Genomic DNA, 19,554 nt, shown 5'->3' with positions numbered 1-19,554 from the left:
CGGGCTTGCCCGCGATGGGTCCATCACATCCAGCAATGATGTCAAATGTTAGATCGCTATCGCGGGCAAGCCCGCTCCCACAGGGATCTATGGTGATAGGGAGACAGTGTTTCCGCCACAAGCCTCACGGCTTGTTGGGAATGCCGTACTTGCGCAGCCGATGGGCAATGGCGGTGTGGGACGTTTGCAGGCGGCTCGCCAGTTGCCGGGTTGAGGGGTAGCTGACGTACAGCTTTTCCAGCAGGGTTTTCTCGAACTCTTCCATCGCCTGTTCAAGGCTGTCGACTTCGCTGTCACTCTGGCGCGCCACGGATGTGCCAGCGATGTCGAGGTCGCCGATGTCGACCAGGCTGCTTTCGCAAATCGCTGCTGCACGGAAGATCACGTTCTGCAATTGCCGCACGTTGCCCGGCCAGCGGTTACCCAGCAATGCCGGGTACGTGCCGGGGGCCAGTCGGCATACCGGGCGCTGGATCTGCGCGCAGGCCTGCTGCATGAAATAGCGGGCCAGCAGCAGGATGTCCTGACCGCGTTCGCGCAGGGGCGGGACTTCGACGTTGAGGACGTTGAGGCGATAGAACAAATCTTCGCGGAACGAACCTTCGCTGACCATTTTTTCCAGATTGCGGTGGGTTGCGCTGAGGATCCGTACGTTGACCTTCACCTCGCGATCGCCCCCGACTCGACGGAAGCTGCCGTCGTTGAGGAACCTCAGCAACTTCGCCTGCAAGTACGGCGACATCTCGCCGATCTCATCCAGAAACACCGTACCTTGGTTGGCCAGTTCCATCAGTCCCGGTTTACCGCCCCGTTGCGCGCCGGTGAAGGCACCGGGGGCGTAGCCGAACAGTTCGCTTTCGGCGAGGTTCTCTGGCAATGCCGCGCAGTTCAGCGCCAGGAACGGCGAACTGTGCCGCGCGCTGATCGCATGGCAGGCCCGCGCCACCAGTTCCTTGCCGGTGCCGGTTTCGCCCTGGATCAGTAGCGGCGCATCAAGGGCCGCCACCCGCTGGGCGCGCGCCTTGAGGGTTCGAATCGCCGGGGATTCGCCGAGCAACGCGTCAAAACCTTCGGCGTGATCGTGGTGCAGCGCCGAGAGACGTTCGCCGATGCGGTTCGGTTGATACAGGGTCAGCAGGGCGCCGGCGTCGGTGATCGGGGTAGCGTCCAGCAGCAGGGTCTGACCGTTGACGGTGATTTCGCGCAGTGGCAGGCGGAAGCCGTTTTCGAGCAATACGCCGAGCAGCGCCGGGTCGGCAAACAGGTCGGCGACACTTTCGCCGGCCGGCTCACGGCCATACAAAGCGATCAGCGCCGGGTTGGCCAGCAGCACTTTGCCGTCGCTGTCGAGGGCCAGCACCGGGTCGGTCATGGCGGCGAGCAGCGCATCGAGCTGCAAGTGCCGACGTTGGCCGGGCAGGATGTCGACCACCGTCATCGCTTGCACGCCACGCACGCTGAGCAAGGCGTCGCGCAGCTCTTCGAGCACGTCAGGGCTCAGGGTCGGCGCGTCGATGTAAACGTTGGGCGGGACCATTTCCACCGCATCCAGATTGAGATTGCGCCCACCGAGCAGGGCCAGGACTTCCTGGGTAATGCCGACGCGGTCGATGAAGCTGACGTGGATACGCATGGGGCGGTTTTGGGTTCTGGAATACGGAGGGTGGCAAGTATGCCTTGGGGCGGGCGAATGGTGAAATCCTGCGCGGGACTTCAGAGCAACGATGATCCCCTGTGGGAGCGAGCAAGCCCGCTCCCACAGGTACAGCGTTCATCCAGGGAATTGGGGTTACTCGAAGTTCTCGAGGTTGACCGGGTCGCCGGACTTCATATCCAACTGCTTTCGGATGTCTTCAAACATTAAATCGTAATGCTTGTGAACCGAGCCGATCTGGCTGTGTGTCTTCGGAATTCCGTACTTCTCGGCGATCTTTGTCACGTTGTTGGCGAAGTTGTAAGCCTCCTCCTTGGGCAGAAAGAAGGTCTCTGTCATGTCCTTTCCCTGCATGCTGCCGTGCATGGTGAACTGGATGCCTTTATCCCCTTTGTCGTTCTTGCTGACCTCATAGTCGAGGTGCACGTTGTAGTTGACATCATCCGGGGTCAGCGCGTGGCGCTCGATGTGCAAGTGGCCGGGCTCGAACGTTGCCATTGACGTTTCTCCTTATAAATAAGTAATGCCAGGTTTTGCCGTGCTGATACGGGTGCCGGCCTTGCCCTGGACGATCGCTTCGATGTCCGAGAGTGAACCGATCACCGCAGTTTTTCCAGTATGGCGGGCGAACTCGCAGGCTGCCTGCACCTTTGGTCCCATGGAGCCGGCGGCGAAGCCGAGTTTTTCCATGTCGTCGGGGTGGGCTTGGGCGATGGCTTTCTGGGTCGGTTTGCCGAAGTCGATGAACGCCGCGCTGACGTCGGTGGCAATCACCAGCAGATCGCTTTCCAGCTGTTCGGCCAGCAGCGCCGAGCACAGGTCCTTGTCGATTACCGCTTCCACGCCTTGCAGCTTGCCGTGGGCACCGTACATCGTCGGGATGCCGCCACCGCCGGCGCAGATCACGATGCTGCCTTTTTCCAGCAACCACTTGATCGGGCGGATTTCGAAGATGCGTTTGGGTCTTGGACTGGCCACTACACGACGGTATTTATCGCCGTCCGGGGCAATCGCCCAGCCTTTTTCGGCAGCGAGTTTCTCTGCTTCGGCCTTGGTGTAGACCGGGCCGATGGGTTTGCTCGGGGCCTGGAACGCCGGGTCGTTGGGATCGACTTCGACCTGGGTGAGCAGGGTCGCAAAGGGCACTTCGAAGTCCAGCAGGTTGCCCAGTTCCTGTTCGATGATGTAGCCGATCATGCCTTCGGTTTCGGCACCGAGCACGTCCAGCGGATAAGGCGAAACCGAGGTGTAGGCCGCGGCTTGCAGCGACAGCAGGCCAACCTGCGGACCATTGCCGTGAGCGATCACCAGTTCGTTGCCGGCATAAATCTTGGCGATCTGTTCGGTGGCGATCCGGATGTTGGCGCGTTGATTGTCCGCGGTCATGGGTTCACCCCGGCGGAGCAGGGCGTTACCGCCCAGAGCAACGACGATACGCATAATGCATGTCCTTCTAAAAGAGCAGTAAGCGGGCAACTCGGTCTGTCGATGGAACCCTGACCCTGTGGGAGCGAGCCTGCTCGCGATGGGATCGCCGCGGTCTGTCAGATGCACCGCGGCGCTGCCATCGCTGGCAGGCCAGCTCCCACATTGACCATGTTCCGTCAGTGAGAGCCGCGTGAGCCGTTAGATATCCGCCAGCGCCGATACCAGAATCGCCTTGATGGTGTGCATGCGGTTTTCCGCTTGCTCGAAGGCGATGTTGGCCGGCGATTCGAAGACTTCTTCAGTCACTTCGACACCGTTGGCCAAGTGCGGATACCGCGCGGCGATGTCTTTGCCGACCTTGGTTTCGCTGTTGTGGAACGCCGGCAGGCAGTGCATGAACTTCACGCGCGGATTGCCGGAGGCCTTCATCATCGCGGCGTTGACCTGGTACGGCAGCAGTTGCTCGATGCGCTCGTCCCACGCTTCCACCGGCTCACCCATGGACACCCAGATATCGGTGTGGATGAAGTCCACGCCCTTGACCGCTTCTTTCGGGTCTTCGGTGATGGTGATGCGTGCGCCGCTTTCTTCAGCGAATGCCTTGCACTGGTCGATGAAATCCTGATGCGGCCACAGGGCTTTTGGTGCGGCGATGCGCACGTCCATGCCGAGTTTGGCGCCGATCATCAGCAGCGAGTTGCCCATGTTGTAGCGTGCGTCGCCGAGGTAGGCGTAGCTGATGTCGTGCAGCGGTTTGTCGCTGTGCTCACGCATGGTCAGGGTGTCGGCAATCATTTGCGTCGGGTGGAATTCAGCAGTCAAGCCGTTGAACACCGGCACACCGGCGAACTTGGCCAGCTCCTCGACAATTTCCTGTTCGAAGCCGCGGTACTCGATGGCGTCGAACATCCGCCCCAGCACGCGGGCGGTGTCTTTCATGCTTTCCTTGTGGCCGATCTGCGACGACACCGGGTCGATGTAGGTGACGTGGGCGCCCTGGTCATGGGCCGCGACTTCGAAGGCGCAACGGGTGCGGGTCGAGGTTTTTTCGAAGATCAGCGCGATGTTCTTGCCTTGCAGGTGTGGACGCTCGGTGCCGGTGTATTTGGCGCGCTTGAGGTCACGGGACAGGTCCAGCAGGTAATTGAGCTCGCGAGTCGTGTGGTGCATCAGCGAGAGCAGGCTGCGGTTGCGCATGTTGAAAGCCATGGTTGGATCTCCTTTGGTTTCGGTTATCCGCCGGCTTCACGCTTTATGAGCGCGAAGCCGGGCACAGGAATTAATAGTCGATAGGGTCGCGAATGATCGGGCAGGTCATGCAGTGGCCGCCGCCACGGCCGCGTCCGAGTTCGCCGGCACTGATGGTGATGACTTCCACCCCGGCCTTGCGCAGCAGGGTGTTGGTGTAGGTGTTGCGGTCATAACCGATCACCACGCCGGGCTCCACGGCCACCACGTTGTTGCCGTCGTCCCATTGCTCGCGTTCGGCGGCGAAGCTGTTGCCGCCGGTTTCCACCACGCGCAACGTTTTGAGGTTGAGGGCCTTGGCCACGGTGTCGAGGAAGTTGGTTTCTTCGCGGCGAATGTCGATGCCGCCCGGTTTGCTTTCGTCAGGGCGCAGGGTGAAGGCGACGATCTGGTTCACCACTTCCGGGAAGATCGTCACCAGGTCGCGGTCGCAGAAGCTGAACACGGTGTCCAGGTGCATCGCGGCGCGGGATTTCGGCAGGCCGGCAACGATGACTTTCTCGACGGCTTTGTTCTTGAACAGGTTCACCGCCAGTTGGCCGATCGCCTGGCGGGACGAGCGTTCGCCCATGCCGATCAACACCACGCCGTTGCCGATTGGCATCACGTCGCCGCCTTCAAGGGTGGCGCTGCCGTGATCCTGATCGGGGTCGCCGTACCAGATTTCGAAGTCGGCGTTGGTGAACTGTGGATGGAATTTATAAATGGCGGTGGCCAGCAGGGTTTCCTGTCGACGCGCCGGCCAGTACATCGGGTTCAGCGTCACGCCACCGTAGATCCAGCAGGTGGTGTCGCGAGTGAATTGGGTGTTGGGCAGCGGCGGCAGAATGAAGCTGGAGTGGCCGAGGAAATCGCGGAACATCTGAATGGTCTTGCCGCCGAAGCTGTCCGGCAAATCATCAGCGGAAACGCCGCCAATCAGGAACTCGGCGATATGCCGCGGTTCCAGGCTGCGCAGCCACGAACCCACTTCGTTGATCAGGCCCAGGCCGACCGAGTTGGCAGTGACCTTGCGTTCCAGGATCCAGTCCAGCGCTTCAGGGATGACGACGATGTCGGTCAGCAGGTTATGCATTTCCAGAACGTCGATGTTGCGTTCACGCATTTTGGTGACGAAGTCGAAGTGGTCACGCTTGGCCTGGGCCACCCACAGCACATCGTCGAAGAGCAGCTCGTCACAGTTGTTCGGGGTCAGCCGCTGGTGGGCCAGGCCGGGGGAGCAAACCATGACTTTGCGCAGTTTGCCGGCTTCGGAATGGACGCCGTACTTAACTTTTTCCGTGGTCATTACCGTGATCCTCCAGATGACAAAAAATGGGGTGTTACAGGGTCAGGAAGCCGTCATACAGCCCGTAGGCCGCCACCAGGGCGCCCGCGACGACGGCTGCGAAAATCAGCTTCTCGACGTTGGTGAAAACCGGTTTGTTGACTTCAAGCTTGGCCTTGGCGAACAGGATCGCGCCAGGCGCATAGAGCAGGGCGGAGAGCAGCAGGTATTTGACGCCGCCGGCATAAATCAGCCAGACCGCGTAGATCAAGGCGACGGCGCCGATGAACAGGTCTTTGCTGCGTTCGGACGCGGCGTTTTCATAGCTCTCGCCGCGCACCGCCAGCAGCAGCGCGTAAGCCGCCGACCACAGATACGGCACCAGAATCATCGAGGTGGCGAGGTAGATCAGCGACAGGTAAGTGCTTGCGGAAAACAGGGTGATGATCAGGAACACCTGCACCATCGCGTTGGTCAGCCACAAGGCGTTGACCGGCACATGGTTGGCGTTTTCCTTGCGCAGGAACGCCGGCATGGTGTGGTCCTTGGCGGCAGCGAACATGATCTCCGCACACAGCAGCACCCACGACAGCAGCGCACCCAGCAGGGAAATGATCAGACCGACGCTGATCAGTGCCGCGCCCCACGGACCAACGACATGTTCCAGCACCGCGGCCATCGACGGGTTCTGCAGTTTGGCCAGTTCCGGTTGGGTCATGATGCCCAGGGACAGGACGTTCACCAGCACCAGGAACAGCAGCACGGTGATAAAGCCGATCACGGTGGCTTTACCGACATCGCTGCGTTTTTCCGCCCGGGCCGAGAAGATGCTCGCGCCTTCGATGCCGATGAACACCCAGACGGTGACCAGCATCATGTTGCGTACCTGGTTCATCACGCTGCCCAGGTCCGGGTTTTTCAAGCCCCAGATGTCCGCGGTGAAGATGTCCAGTTTGAAGGCGAAAATTGCGATCAGGACAAACAGCAGCAGCGGCACGATCTTGGCGACAGTGGTCACCAGGTTGATGAACGCCGCTTCCTTGATCCCCCGCAGCACGAGGAAATGCACACCCCAGAGCAGCACCGACGCACCGATCACTGCAGCAACTGTGTTGCCTTCGCCGAAGATCGGGAAGAAATAACCGAGGGTGCTGAACAGCAGAACGAAGTAACCGACGTTGCCCAGCCAGGCACTGATCCAGTAACCCCAGGCGGACGAGAAACCCATGTAATCGCCGAACCCGGCCTTGGCGTAGGCGTAGACACCGCCGTCCAGATCAGGTTTTCGGTTAGCAAGGGTCTGGAAGACAAACGCGAGGGTCAGCATGCCGACGGCGGTAATGGCCCAACCGATCAGCACGGCACCGACGTCGGCACTGGCGGCCATGTTCTGGGGCAAAGAGAAGATCCCGCCACCAATCATCGAGCCGACAACCAGCGCGACGAGTGCACCGAGTTTCAGTTTTCCGGGGGATTCAGACATTGCATGACTCCAGTGCAGGAGAAGAGAGAAAACAGTTTAATTTCGTTTGCTGTTCAATCATCTGACTTAGATCAATGCATGCTCACATTCCATTGTTAATTAAAGACTTACAGGTTTTTGGAAGGCATAAGACTATTGCCGCAAAAGCCATTTCCAGAGGCCTCAGCTATTGGAAGAAGAATTAACGCGTACCCATTGAAGTCTAGACGCTAGTTTGTTTTTGGGTTTTAGCAAGTATTGCTCCCTGATTTCGGAGCCCTATTGATTTATTAGGATTGTCCGACAAAAGCGCTATTTCTTTTGGTCGCAATAGAGTGAAAGGTTATAAATAAATATGGCCGTTGGCATTAATTAATAAACATTATTACGCTGTCTCTATTTAGTTAAAGTCATCTATTTGGGGCGAGTGACTTGGCTCCCGTTGGGGCGTGTACCGGCTCAAACAGGGACTGCTGTGCAGTCAGCGGGAGCAAGCTCCTAGCCACCTATTCAGTGCAGTAAAAGGGGATGTCGCATGTCGCAACCGACGCAAAAGCTTCGCCTGAGTGCGCTGATCGCCCTGGTGGTGGGATCGATGATCGGCGGCGGGATTTTTTCCTTGCCGCAAAACATGGCGGCGCGTGCCGATGCCGGGGCGATATTGATCGGTTGGGCGATCACCGCGGTAGGCATGTTGACCCTGGCCTTCGTGTTCCAGACTTTGGCCAATCGCAAGCCTGAACTTGACTCCGGGGTGTACGCCTACGCCAAGGCCGGGTTCGGCGATTACATGGGGTTTTCCTCGGCCTGGGGTTACTGGATCAGTGCCTGGCTGGGCAACGTCGGTTATTTCGTGTTGCTGTTCAGCACCCTCGGCTATTTTTTTCCGGTGTTTGGCCAGGGCAATACGCCGATCGCCATCGGCTGCGCCTCGGTGCTGCTGTGGGCCGTGCATTTTCTGGTGCTGCGCGGGATCAAGGAGGCGACGTTCATCAATCAGCTGACCACCGTGGCCAAGATCGTGCCGCTGATCATGTTCATCATCATCGCCGCCGTAGCTTTCAAGGCTGACATCTTCACCCGTGACATATGGGGCCGCAGCAACCCGAATTTCGGCGGCGTGATGGACCAGGTGCGCAACATGATGCTGGTCACCGTGTTCGTGTTCATCGGCATTGAAGGCGCCAGTGTGTATTCGGCAAGAGCGGAGAAACGCTCGGACGTCGGCCGGGCCACGGTCATCGGTTTTATCGGCGTGTTGGCGTTGCTGGTGCTGGTGAACGTATTGTCCCTGGGGATCATGAGCCAGCCCGAACTGGCCACCCTGCAGAACCCGTCGCTGGCCGCAGTGCTGGAACACATTGTCGGCCCTTGGGGCGCGCTGTTGATCAGCATCGGCCTGGCGATTTCGCTACTCGGTGCATTGCTGTCCTGGGCGCTGCTCTGCGCCGAAATCCTCTTCGCCACGGCCAAGGACAAGACCATGCCGGCCTTCCTGACCAAGGAAAACGCCAACCGTGTGCCAGTCAATGCGCTGTGGCTGACCAATGTGATGATCCAGATTTTCCTGCTGATCACCCTGTTTTCCGCCGGCACTTACACCAGCCTGATCTACCTTGCTTCTTCGATGATTCTGGTGCCATACCTGTGGTCGGCGGCGTACGCGGTGCTGTTGAGCGGGCGCGGCGAAACTTACGAGCATGCGTCGGCCGAGCGCACCAAAGACCTGATGATCGGCGGCATCGCCCTGGGTTACGCAGTGTGGCTGTTGTATGCGGGCGGGGTGAAATATTTGCTACTGTCGGCGTTGTTGTATGCGCCAGGAGTGATCTTGTTTGCCAAGGCCAAGCATGAGCAGGGCGAGCCGTTGTTCACGCATATCGAGAAAGGGATTTTTACCTGTGTCATCAGCGGAGCAGGGCTGGCGGCGTACGGGTTGTACAGCGGGTTGCTGTCGTTGTGAAAGTGCTGCTGGCGTATCAACCGCCGTATGACTGGTCGGCAATGTTGGGTTTTTTGTCGGCGCGGGCGGTGGCCGGGATGGAAACGCTGGCCGATGGCGTTTACTCGCGCAGCATCGGGTTGAACGGTGTTCACGGTACGTTTTCGATCCTCCCCGTGGCGGGCGATGCGCTGGAAGTGACGCTGGATTTTCCTGATCCGGCGGCCGTCCCGCAGATCGTCGCGCGGCTGCGACGGATGTTTGATCTGGATGCGGATTTGCCGGCGATCCATCGGCAATTGGCCGCTGATCCGTTGATGGAGCGGTTGATTGCCGAGCGTCCGGGTCTGCGTGTGCCGGGTGCCTGGGATGGATTGGAGCTGGCAGTTCGTGCGGTACTCGGGCAGCAGATTACCGTGGGTGCGGCGATCAAATTGGCGGGGAAACTGGTGGCGCAGTATGGACAGCCCTTGCCGTCGCCGATACCGGGATTGACGCATGTGTTTCCTGACGCAGCCGTGTTGGCGGAGGCGGATCTGGCGACGTTGGGCATGCCGAAAAGTCGCGGTCGGACTTTGTCCGGCGTGGCTGAGGCATTGCTGGATGATCCGTTGCTGTTTGAGCCGGGACGGCAGGACGGTGTGGCGCGGTTGCTGGCGTTGCACGGGATCGGCGACTGGACGGCGCAGTACATTGCGTTGCGGCAGTTGCGGGAGATGGACGCGTTTCCGAGTGGGGATGTGGGGTTGATCAATGCGCTGGCGGCGCTTGAGGGTGGGGCGGTGACGGCGCGGGAGTTGTTGCTGCGGGCCGAGGCTTGGCGGCCCTGGCGTGGGTATGCGGCGCAGCTTCTTTGGACGTCGCTGAGCCGGATGGATTGAGTTGTTTGTGCCGGCCTCATCGCCAGCAGGCTGGCTCCCACAGGTTGTGTGATCGACATAAATCCGCTGTGGGGCAACTGTCTTGGTTTTGATGATTTGGTTTGGCTGGCTCCCACAGGTTTTGTGAACGATACAGATTCACTGTGGGAGCCAGCCTGCTGGCGATGGGGCCAGAACGGTCACCACCACTGCGCGCGATGGGAGCCCAATTCAGCAGCCGGAAGCGCCCACTGCAAGGGCGTCCCGGTGATTTTCAACGGCACATGAAGCCGATGCGCCGCCCCCCAGGGCGTCTGCTCAATCAACATCCCTTGATCGTTTTCATCTTCTGCCCGCAACGCTTCATCCGTCCCGGCACCGTTTTCAATCAACAACTTCGCCGTGCGCGCCAACGACAACCGCGCCGACCCACCACGCCCCAACAACGTGATCGCCGTAGCCGCCATCAAATACCCGGTTGCATGATCAAGAGCCTGAACCGGTAACGGTGTCGGCTTGTTCGCTTTTTTCCAGTGCATCCCCGCATCGGCAATTCCGCTGCTCATCTGCACCAGGCTGTCGAAGCCGCGGCGGTGCTGCCACGGGCCGCTCCAGCCATAGGCGTTGAGGCACACATCGATCAGGCCCGGTGCCAGTTTTTCACGCTCGGCGGCACCGTAACCCAACTTTTCCAGTGCATCGGCGCGGTAGCCGTGGAGGATGATATCGGCGTCCTTGAGCAGGCTTTCGAACACGGCTCGATCATCATGGTTGTGCAGGTCCAGCCGCGCGCAGCGTTTGCCCAAGGTGACTTCAGGCACCACGCCCGGTTCGTTCCAGGTCGGTGGGTCGATGCGCAACACATCGGCGCCGAGACCCGCGAGGAAACGGCTGGCGACAGGGCCTGCGAGCACGCGCGTGAAGTCCAGCACCTTGATTCCGGCCAGCGGTTGCGCCACAGAACCGATCCATGGTTTCGCGTGTTGACCGCTGTCGGCGCTGAACTGAATCAACGGCTCGGCGTTAACCGCCAAGCCTTGGGGATGCGCCTGCCATTGTGCCCAGCTGCGCATTTCGGCGGCGCAACCACCGGCATCGACCACGGCCTGTTCCAGATCGGTTTTCGCCCATTGCGCGACCTTGCTCGCCATCGCGGCACGGTCGGCACAGGCGCCGAGCACGCTTTCGGCGGCGGCGCGGTGATGCGGCGCGTTGGTGTGCAGACGGATCCAGCCATCCTTGGTGGCGTAGTCGCCGGCCACCGGGTCCCATAGCGGCGGAACGCTCCAGCCCACGGGGCGAATCGAGGTGGCAAACCAGAAAGACGCGAGGCGGCGGTCGACTTCAAGGCTGGGCAAACGACCGGTGTGCTGCTGCAGTAATTCGCTGACCGTTTGACCGGCGGCCGCGATGCTGGCGCAGGCCAGGTCAGTCACGGCAAACGCCGAGGGCAGGGCGCCGCTCGACGTAAAAGAAATCGGTGTGTGCGGCAAGCCGAGTGCGGCTTGAATGGACGTGAGTAAACCAGTCATCGAAGGCCCTCCGGAACGAGAGCCCGAGCATAGATCAAAACACTGCTCGCACGGATGAAACCTGTGGGAGCGGGCTTGCTCGCGAAGGCGGTTGATCATTCAACATTGATGTCGACTGATACACCGCCTTCGCGAGCAAGCCCGCTCCCACAGGGGATCTGCGGTGGGCCAATTACACGCGGAACTGATCCATCAATTTCATCTGGTGGGTGGTCAGGGAGTTGAGCTGGCTGCTGATCTGCGCCGATTCGGTGGCCTGGCCAGTCAGGGTTTCGGTGACGGTGCGGATCGCCGGGACGTTGCGATTGACCTCTTCGGCCACCGCGCTTTGCTGTTCGGCGGCGCTGGCGATTTGCAGGTTCATGTCGCTGATCACCGTGACCGCGTCGCTGATTTTGCTCAACGCCTGCACCGCTTGCTGGATCTGCCCGGCGTTGCTGTGGGCCTGGGTCTGGCTCGAATGCATGGTGGCGACCACGCCTCGGGTGCCGGTCTGGATACGCTCGATGACGATGCGGATTTCTTCCACCGAATCCTGGGTGCGTTTGGCCAGGTTGCGCACTTCATCGGCGACCACCGCAAACCCACGACCGCTTTCACCGGCACGTGCCGCTTCGATGGCTGCGTTGAGGGCCAGCAGGTTGGTCTGTTCGGCGATGCTGCGGATCACTTCCAGCACCGAGCCGATCTGCTCGCTGTTGACCGCCAGCGCTTCGACTTCGGTCACGGCCTTGCTGACTTCGTCGGCCAGTTGATTGATGTCGCGGGTGCTGCGTTCGATGATCGACATGCCATCTCGCGCCGATTGATCCGCACCTTTGGCCGCGTTGGCGGCGTTCGACGCGCTGTTGGCGACCTCGTGGGCGGTGGCGCTCATTTCGTTGGACGCGGTGGCGACCTGGTCGATTTCGCGGAACTGCACTTGCATGCCTTCGCTGGTCTGACGGGCAATCTCCGAAGACTGGTCGGCGGTGCCACGGGCGTCGGTGATGCTTTGTTTGATCTGCGCGATGGTCGGTTGCAGCTTGTCGAGGAAACGGTTGAACCAGCTGACCAGTTCGCCCAGTTCATCTTTCTTGCTGTAGTGCAGGCGTTGCGTCAGGTCACCGTCTCCGCTGGCAATCGCCTTGAGCATTTCGGCGACGCTGTTGATCGGCCGGGTCACGCCCGAAGCGGTGAGCCAGATCAGCAACAGGCCGACCAGACCGGCAGCGACAGCCACCAGCACCGCTTTGATCGTGCCGCTTTGCTGGGCGTCATCGAGTACCGCTTGCAGCTTCACCGAATCGGCCAGCAGCACTTGTTTCGGCAGGTCGATCACCACACCCCAAGCTTTGGAGTCGCTGATCGGGCTGACCGGGTACACCGCACGGATCACATCGCCTTGTTCGAGGATTTTCGGCGAGCCGCCGCTGAGCAGTTGCAGGATGTCCTTGCCGTCTGCGCCCAGGGTGGCATCGATGCTTTTGCCGACCTTGGTCGCGTCGACGCTATAACCGGCCAGTACACCGCTGCCGGAGACGATCAGCATGTGCCCGGCGCTGTTGAACAGGTCACGTTGGGAGTCGACCGCGGCCGCTTGCAGGGCGTCGAGGGCGATGTCCACGCCGACCACACCGATGGATTTGCCGTCCACCAACAGCGGCACGGAAATGGTGGTCATCAGCATTTCCTTGCCGCCGACGGTGTCGGCATACGGGTCCAGCAGGCAGGTGCGCTTGCTGTCGCGAGGGCAGGTGTACCAGCTGTTGTAAGGCGTGCCGCTGAGGCTCAAGGTGGTTTTGGTCATGTCGTCTTCGACCATGATCGTGTTAATCCCGGCCCCGCCAGCACGGCTCCAGTAACTGGCGAAACGCCCGGCTTCGTTGGACTGGCGCGCCGCGTCGTTGGCGAATTCACTGTCCTTGCCGTCGAGGCCATTGGGCTCGAACGCCAGCCAGATTCCCAGCACTTTGCTGTTGCGCTCGAACGCGGTTTTCAGGCTCTGGTTCAACTCTTCACGCAGGGCCCCGGCTTCAAGCGAGCGCTTGGCGGCAAGGGCGCGCATGTCCTTGATCTGATCGGCCAGGGCGGTCACCACCAACAGGCTTTCACCGAACGTCTTCTGCACCCGTACCGCTTGCTCGGCGGCCTTGGCCTGGAGCAGGTCCTGCACGCTGGCGGTGAGCATCTTGCTGCTCGAGGCACTGACCAGTTCATCGTTCTGGTTGGTCTGGTAAATGTTCATGCCGACGATCAACGAGACCACGCCAAGCAGGCACAGGCCGGACAGCAGGACGATTTTCAGGCGGATGGAGAGAGAGTCGAACATTGGGCGAACTCGCGAATGGGTGAAGTGTTGGCTGTGGGTCGATGTCGACCCGGTTCGCCAAGTCCATTCAGCGCCATTTAAGGCACATCGGCGTGGGGCGAGGATGCATGATGGTGGCACCGACGAACGGTCATGGTTGAACGTTTGCGCAGGAAAACTCCCTGAAAAGGCCAGGAATTCAGGAGATTTTCGGCAGCGATTCCGGTCGCGACCACAGCCACAGATTGCCCAGGCTCATACCGGCAATCGCCAGGTAGATCGGCCAGCCGTGATCGAGCATGACCAGCATCAGCGTGGCGCACAGCAGCATGCTGACGGTGGCGCTGACCTTGGCCCGGCGGGCGATGATTTTGCCGTTGTGCCAGTTGCGCAGGATGGAACCGAACAGCCGATGGTTTTCCAGCCAGGCACTCAGGCGCGGCGAACTCCTGGTCGCGGCCCAGGCGGCGAGGAGGATGAACTCGGTGGTCGGCAGGCCTGGGATGACGATGGCGATCAGGCCGATGCCGAGGCTGACATAGGCGAGCAGGCCGAAGAAGATTCGGGTGAGTTTGGAGGTGGAAAGGTGAGGCATAGGGCTCACGGATGGTCATTGAGGCTTGATCAGGATCTAGCAGACTTACTCTGTCCCCTGTGGGAGCGGGCTTGCCCGCGATAGCGATGTAACATTCAGCATCTCTGTTGAATGTTAAGCCGTCATCGCGGGCAAGCCCGCTCCCACAGGGATTGTGTTTCAGGCGGGTTCTGGGGTGTAAGCCTGTTCCAGCAGCACGGTGAAGCGGTTGAACGCAGCGACAGCGGCTTGCTCGATTTCAGCCTCTTCCTGAGCACTGAACGCCAACGAGTCGAGGGTTCTAACGAAGCTTTTCCAGCCTTCAGCGCGGCCGCCGGCCGGTTCGCCGAGGTGACGGGCGCCGAAGGTTTCACTCAGGCCCAGACCCACGGCACGCTTGATCAGGAACGCTGCGCCGAGCTTTGAGCCTTCCGAAACAAACAACCAGCCCAGCGCTTCGGCTTTGCCTGGATGCTTCACCGCGCCGGCAACCGGTGCCGGTACTTCGGTTACCAGATCCGCCAGGTCAGCCTTGGCCGCTTCGGCCCGGCAGCGCGCCGGCAGGTCGGGGACGATGGCCGTCAGCTCGGCATCGTTGTATAGCGACGCCAGTTCCGACTGGAACAGATACTGCGCCGCCACAAAACGGGCGAAGTTGGCTCGCGTCTCAAACGGTGCGTGGGCTTTGACCAACGCATCGAGTCTGGTGTGAGGCTCGTTAGTGATCTGATTCAAGCGTTGCGAACGCAGAGCTGGGCGTTGAGCAGTGTCCTGAGTGGTCATGAAATATCCTTGAGGAAAAGAGGCGCTTGGTAACGAGACGAATGGGGAGGCGCCGGACAGTAAAAAATCCTCACGTCGCGGCTGTTATAAAGCCGCGATGTGAGGTGGATTGGGTCAGATATCCCAGACCAGATTGACCGCGAAGTTGCGACCCGGTTGGGTCAGGCGATCCAGGTTGGCCGGGCTGAGCACGGCCGCTTCGCCGACGCTGTCGTAACCGCGCACGTCATCCCACAGCCAGTATTTTTTGTCGGTCAGGTTGTAGACGCCTGCGCTGACTGTCACATCGTCGGTGACTTTGTAGAAACCGGTCAGGTCGAGCATGCCGAAGCCCGGCGACTTGAACTGGCTGCTCACGCCATCCGGCGACTTGAAGTTGCTGTCGTCGACCCGATCCTTGCGCTTGACCAGCGTCCAGCTGAGCAAACCGCCGTAGTTGTCCTGGTCGTAACCGAGGCCGAACACGCCGGTCAGCGGGTTGACGCTGTTGATCGGCTCGCCGGTGTCGTTGTTGCGGCCGTAGGCGTATGCCACCGAGCCTTGGGTGTAGAGACCTTGGGGTGCGCCGAACGCGTCGAGGTTCAGACGGCCCTTGATCTCGGCGCCCTTGATGGTCGCGTGCTTGATGTTGTTGCTCTGGAAGGTCAGCTCGCTGTAACCCGGGGTGACCGCGTCTTCGTTGATGAAGTCGCGGTACTTGTTATAGAACACCGCCACATCGAACGAGCCGGACTCGAAGTTGCCGCGCAGGCCGGTTTCGTAGCTTTTGCTTTTTTCCGGTTCCAGGTCCGGGTTCGGCGCCACGCTGTAGCCGGTGGTGGTGTTTTCGAAGCGCCCGTACAACGCCTTGGCGGTTGGCGTGCGGAAACCTTCGGCGTATTGGCCATACCAGGTGTACTGATCGGTCAGGGCATAGGTCAGGCCGAACTTGGGTGAAACTTTGTGCCAGGTCTTGTTCTCATCGCTCACGGTGCCGCGACCGTCGGCGGCCACGGTGTTGAGGAATTCCTGGGTGATGTGCGGCTTGAGCTGGGTGTAGTCGTAGCGCAGACCCGGCAGGAAGGTCCACTGGTTCCAGCGGATTTCATCCTGGGCGAACAGGCTGTAGGTATTGATGGTCGGGTCCGGGAAGTCGCTGGATTTTCTCAGTACATCGGCCGCGCTGGTCGCGCCGATGGCCGTACAGCCGCGACCGACCGCCAGGCATTTGCCGTCGCCGCTGCGCGAGCCGGTGACTTTCTGTTGCTTGAGGGTGGTGCCGTAGGTCAGCAAGTGCTCGGTGTCCGCGATGCTGAAGGCTTTATCCAGCTGGGCGTCGAAGACCCATTGTTTCTCTTGGTAAATCGTGTCGCGGGTGCGCAGCACTCGTCGGGTGATCGGGAAATAGAATTCTTCGGTGCTCTGATCGGTTTTCGCGGTCTGGTGGTTCAGGCTCCACTTGACGTTGTCGGCCAGCAGGCTGTCGAGGGCGAAGCTGTGTTCCAGGCCGAAACGCTCACGGGTGATGGTGTCGTTACCGGTGCGCCACTGGTACATGCCGCCGGGCAACACGCTGTTAGGAATGGTTGGCTGGCCGTTGAAGTACGGGCCGCCGTAAGCGCTTTTCTGATCGGTGTCGCGGTCGTCCTTGTACTTCTCGTAGGTCAGGCCGAGGCGTGAATCTTCGTTGTAGTTCCAGCCGATCTTGGCCAATACGTTGGTGGCGCGCACGTCTTCCGGGTTGGCGGCAGTGCGGTCCAGACCGGTGCCGTTGTTGCTGCCATAAGAATCGGTTTCGTGACCGTCGCGTTGGCTGTAATGCAGCAAGCCATCGAACTGATCGGCACGGCCGGCGACGGTGGCGGACTTCAGCCAGCTCTCGTCAGCGGAGCTGTACCCGGTCTTCAGGCGGGCGCCGACGTCCTGGCCGGGCTTGATGATGTCGTCCGGGTCGAGGGTGAAATAGCTGACGGCGCCGCCGATGGCGTTGCTGCCGTAGAGCACCGAGGCCGGGCCACGCAGAATCTCGACGCGCTTGATGATTTCCGGGTCGACGTAATTACGTTGGGTTTTGGCGTAGGGACCGTTGAAGAAACCGTTCGGAATCTCGACGCCGTCGATTTGAGTCAGGATCCGGTCGCCATCGATGCCGCGAATGTTGTAGCCGCTGATCCCGCCGCGAGTCCCGGCACCGCCCACCGAAACACCCGGTTCGTAGCGCACCAGATCCTTGATGGTATTGACGTTGCTGCGGTCCAGCTCTTCGCGGGTGTGAACAGTGACGGTGCTCGGCACGCTGGCGATGCTTTGTTCCTGGCGCGTGGCGCTGATGGTCACCTGGTCCAGGTTGATCGCGCCACTGTTGCTGCGCTTCTCCAGCACGATGTTGTTACTGCCCAGTTTGCGATAGCTCAGGTTGGTCCCCACCAACAGGCGATCGAGGGCTTTTTCCGGCGGCAACGAACCGCGCACACCCGGCGAGGCCACACCGTCCGCCAGTTCGGCCGGCAAGCCGACTTGCCAGCCTGTCACCGCGGTAAAGGCGTTGAGTGCCGAGACCAGCGACTGCTGCGGGATGGCAAATGTGTAATCGCCCATGGTGCGGGTTGGCTGCTGGGCAGACGTGGCGGCCATCAACGGCGCGGTACCGGCCATCAGGATGGCGGCCGTCAGCAGCGACAGCACGCGGGAAGGTGAAGAGGACTGGCGGGTATGGCGAGAGGACATCGATAGCGCTCCGTGTCGCACGAATCTTTATAGGTGCTGATTGGCATGTCGAGATGCGAATCAATTGCATTGGCTATAACGAGACGAACGAGCTTTCGCTATCGAGTAAAAATAATTCTCATTTAGTTTAGGATGACCAAGGCGGGGAATTCCTGCAGGCGTGCCGAGGTGATGTGAGCGAGGGAGCGGACTACGTCCAGCGGCTGGTCGAGCCGGTAATTGCCGGTCACGGCGACGTCGGCCAACTGCTCGTTGTTGTTGATAATCCAGCCCGGATAATAGCGACGCAGCTCCGCCAGCACCTGGTTCAGCGGGCAGTTCTCGAACACCAGTCGGCCCTGGACCCACGCCAAATCGGTGGCGGCATCCAGCTTGGCCGGGCGGTCGAAACCGTTGGGGCCGATGCGCACGCTTTCTCCGGCGGACAAGCGAATTCGTGCGTCGTCGCGGGTCGCTCGCAAGTCGACATCGCCACGCTGCACCCGAACCTGTGCCACGCCGTCCAGATAACGCACGGCAAACGCGGTGTCGCGCACACTGGCCTTGACCGGTCCGGCATCGATTTCCAGTGGCTGGCCGCGGTTGGCCGGCACCTCGAAAAACGCCTCGCCCTGATACAGCCGGGCCACGCGTTGCTGATCGTTGATGGTGCTGGAGAACGCCGAGTTGGTATTGAGCAGGACTTTCGAGCCGTCCTCCAGTTGCAGACGCTGGCGTTCACCGACCACGGTCAAGTGATCGGCCTGGAGACGCATCGGCAGGTTGCTGAAGCTGAACAGGCCGAGGATCAACACGGCGGCGGTGGCCAGCGGTTTCCAGTGCGGGCGCAGGCGCGACAGCACGGTGACTTTCGGCGGCCGGTCGGCGAGGTTTTGTGCGCATTGCACCACTTGCGGGCCATCCCAGATCGCCTGGGCCTTGGCGAACGCTTCGGCATGCAACGGATCGGCGGCCAGCCAGGCATGAAACTGTCGGGCCTGTTCCTCGCTCGGACTGCCCAGCACGATCAGCCAGTCCAACGCCTGGTCCATCGCGCTTGCGGGGTCCCGCGCCGGGGAGGGCGGAGGGGGAGGCACTGGAAGCGTGTCCGTCACGGTGTTTCCTCGGCAGTGTCTGTGCACGGCTGTTTTATGAGTGAAGCTTGAAAGTGGGCAAGGGTAGCAAAGCCCGAAGGCCAGCGCAGGCGATCCCGGCAGGTAGAGAATAAACCTACAGACTCAGTCCCCGTTTAACCGTTCAGCGACGCCGATACAGATCGCCATGATCAGCTTCAGTTCTTTCTGCACGGTGCTCAATGAGACGTTGAGCTTTTCGGCGATCTCCAGATAACTGTGCCCGTGCAGTCGGCTAAGGATGAAAATCTGCTGCTGGCGATGGCTGAGTTCACTGAGGCTCACGTTCAAACGCTCCAGCAATTGTTCGGCATGGGCAGCATCCTCGGCGCTGCTGGCGGGGGCGGCGACGCTTTCCACCACGTCCAGTGGCACGTCGTCGAGCATCGTGCGCGACTGAATGCGCCGCGCACGCAAATGGTCCAGCGCCAGGTTGCGAGCGGTCTGGAAAACGAAGGGTTCAAGGTGATCGATGGCCCGTTCACTCAGCGCCCGGGTCACTCGCAGGTAGGTCTCCTGCAAGAGGTCTTCGGCGGTGCTGTGATTGTTGACCATCCGCTCCAGCGTGCGCAGCAGAGAGACTCGCTGGGCGATGAAGACGTGATTGAAGCGAGATTGACTCACGGGAGGACCTGATCCATTTTGAGCGAATGATAATGCTTATCATCCGCTCGAGTGGTCAAGTGCTGATTTGTG

At 60.6% G+C, this 19,554-nt stretch carries 15 protein-coding genes and 1 pseudogene; 2 read left to right on the top strand and 14 right to left on the bottom strand.

Going from position 1 to position 19,554, the window contains the following annotated elements:
* Nucleotides 1-124: 124 nt before the first annotated feature.
* The 6 genes from gcsR to arcD (ACA053_RS22395) all read right to left on the bottom strand — a co-directional run bounded on the left by gcsR (nt 125) and on the right by arcD (ACA053_RS22395) (nt 7,080).
* Nucleotides 125-1,633: a transcriptional regulator GcsR gene (gcsR, locus tag ACA053_RS22420; protein ID WP_497393729.1), complete on the bottom strand. Its 1,509-nt coding sequence runs from the start codon at nt 1,631-1,633 to the stop codon at nt 125-127.
* 156 nt (nt 1,634-1,789) lie between these two features.
* Nucleotides 1,790-2,152 (bottom strand): DUF5064 family protein, encoded by a 363-nt coding sequence (locus ACA053_RS22415; RefSeq protein ID WP_109634276.1) that lies wholly within the window; start codon nt 2,150-2,152, stop codon nt 1,790-1,792.
* A gap of 12 nt (nt 2,153-2,164) precedes the next feature.
* A complete protein-coding gene (gene arcC, locus ACA053_RS22410; RefSeq protein ID WP_109634275.1) occupies nt 2,165-3,094 on the bottom strand; it encodes a carbamate kinase in 930 nt (309 codons plus the stop codon).
* 186 nt (nt 3,095-3,280) lie between these two features.
* Nucleotides 3,281-4,291: an ornithine carbamoyltransferase gene (locus ACA053_RS22405; RefSeq protein ID WP_109634273.1), complete on the bottom strand. Its 1,011-nt coding sequence runs from the start codon at nt 4,289-4,291 to the stop codon at nt 3,281-3,283.
* A 70-nt stretch (nt 4,292-4,361) separates the two neighbouring features.
* Nucleotides 4,362-5,618: an arginine deiminase gene (arcA, locus tag ACA053_RS22400; protein ID WP_497313217.1), complete on the bottom strand. Its 1,257-nt coding sequence runs from the start codon at nt 5,616-5,618 to the stop codon at nt 4,362-4,364.
* Nucleotides 5,619-5,652: 34 nt separating this feature from the next.
* Complete coding sequence (gene arcD, locus ACA053_RS22395) at nt 5,653-7,080, bottom strand: arginine-ornithine antiporter (RefSeq protein WP_497313215.1); 1,428 nt, start codon at nt 7,078-7,080, stop codon at nt 5,653-5,655.
* 514 nt (nt 7,081-7,594) lie between these two features.
* Here arcD (ACA053_RS22395) and arcD (ACA053_RS22390) point away from each other — a divergent pair.
* Together arcD (ACA053_RS22390) and ACA053_RS22385 are read left to right on the top strand one after the other, a co-directional pair.
* Complete coding sequence (gene arcD / locus ACA053_RS22390) at nt 7,595-9,022, top strand: arginine-ornithine antiporter (protein ID WP_497313213.1); 1,428 nt, start codon at nt 7,595-7,597, stop codon at nt 9,020-9,022.
* Nucleotides 9,019-9,882, top strand: a complete 864-nt coding sequence (locus ACA053_RS22385; protein ID WP_497393728.1) for a DNA-3-methyladenine glycosylase family protein — start codon at nt 9,019-9,021, stop codon at nt 9,880-9,882. The genes arcD (ACA053_RS22390) and ACA053_RS22385 overlap by 4 nt, the downstream gene beginning before the upstream one ends.
* Nucleotides 9,883-10,061: 179 nt before the next feature.
* Here ACA053_RS22385 and ACA053_RS22380 read toward each other — a convergent pair whose 3' ends face one another.
* From ACA053_RS22380 to ACA053_RS22345, 8 genes and pseudogenes are all read right to left on the bottom strand, one after another.
* A complete protein-coding gene (locus ACA053_RS22380) occupies nt 10,062-11,393 on the bottom strand; it encodes a CoA transferase (protein WP_497393727.1) in 1,332 nt (443 codons plus the stop codon).
* A gap of 172 nt (nt 11,394-11,565) precedes the next feature.
* Entirely contained in the window at nt 11,566-12,321 is a 756-nt protein-coding gene (locus ACA053_RS22375; protein ID WP_497396226.1) for a methyl-accepting chemotaxis protein, read from the bottom strand.
* Nucleotides 12,322-12,423: 102 nt separating this feature from the next.
* Nucleotides 12,424-13,440 (bottom strand): annotated as a pseudogene (locus tag ACA053_RS22370) (methyl-accepting chemotaxis protein); the annotation flags it as partial.
* Nucleotides 13,441-13,882: 442 nt separating this feature from the next.
* The gene (locus tag ACA053_RS22365; RefSeq protein ID WP_497393726.1) at nt 13,883-14,278 is read right to left on the bottom strand and encodes a YbaN family protein; all 396 of its coding nucleotides are present in this window, start codon (nt 14,276-14,278) and stop codon (nt 13,883-13,885) included.
* A 159-nt stretch (nt 14,279-14,437) separates the two neighbouring features.
* Nucleotides 14,438-15,040, bottom strand: coding sequence for a biliverdin-producing heme oxygenase (locus ACA053_RS22360; RefSeq protein WP_109634259.1), 603 nt, complete (start codon nt 15,038-15,040; stop codon nt 14,438-14,440).
* Nucleotides 15,041-15,154: 114 nt separating this feature from the next.
* Nucleotides 15,155-17,746, bottom strand: coding sequence for a TonB-dependent receptor (locus tag ACA053_RS22355; RefSeq protein ID WP_497393725.1), 2,592 nt, complete (start codon nt 17,744-17,746; stop codon nt 15,155-15,157).
* Between the two features lie 122 nt (nt 17,747-17,868).
* Complete coding sequence (locus ACA053_RS22350) at nt 17,869-18,777, bottom strand: FecR family protein (RefSeq protein ID WP_497313205.1); 909 nt, start codon at nt 18,775-18,777, stop codon at nt 17,869-17,871.
* Nucleotides 18,778-18,963: 186 nt separating this feature from the next.
* Nucleotides 18,964-19,482, bottom strand: a complete 519-nt coding sequence (locus tag ACA053_RS22345; protein WP_109634254.1) for an RNA polymerase sigma factor — start codon at nt 19,480-19,482, stop codon at nt 18,964-18,966.
* Between the last annotated feature and the right edge of the window lie 72 nt (nt 19,483-19,554).

The sequence above is a fragment of the Pseudomonas sp. LBUM1672 genome, from assembly GCF_059695655.1.
This window is presented reverse-complemented; position numbering and strand designations above follow the sequence as displayed.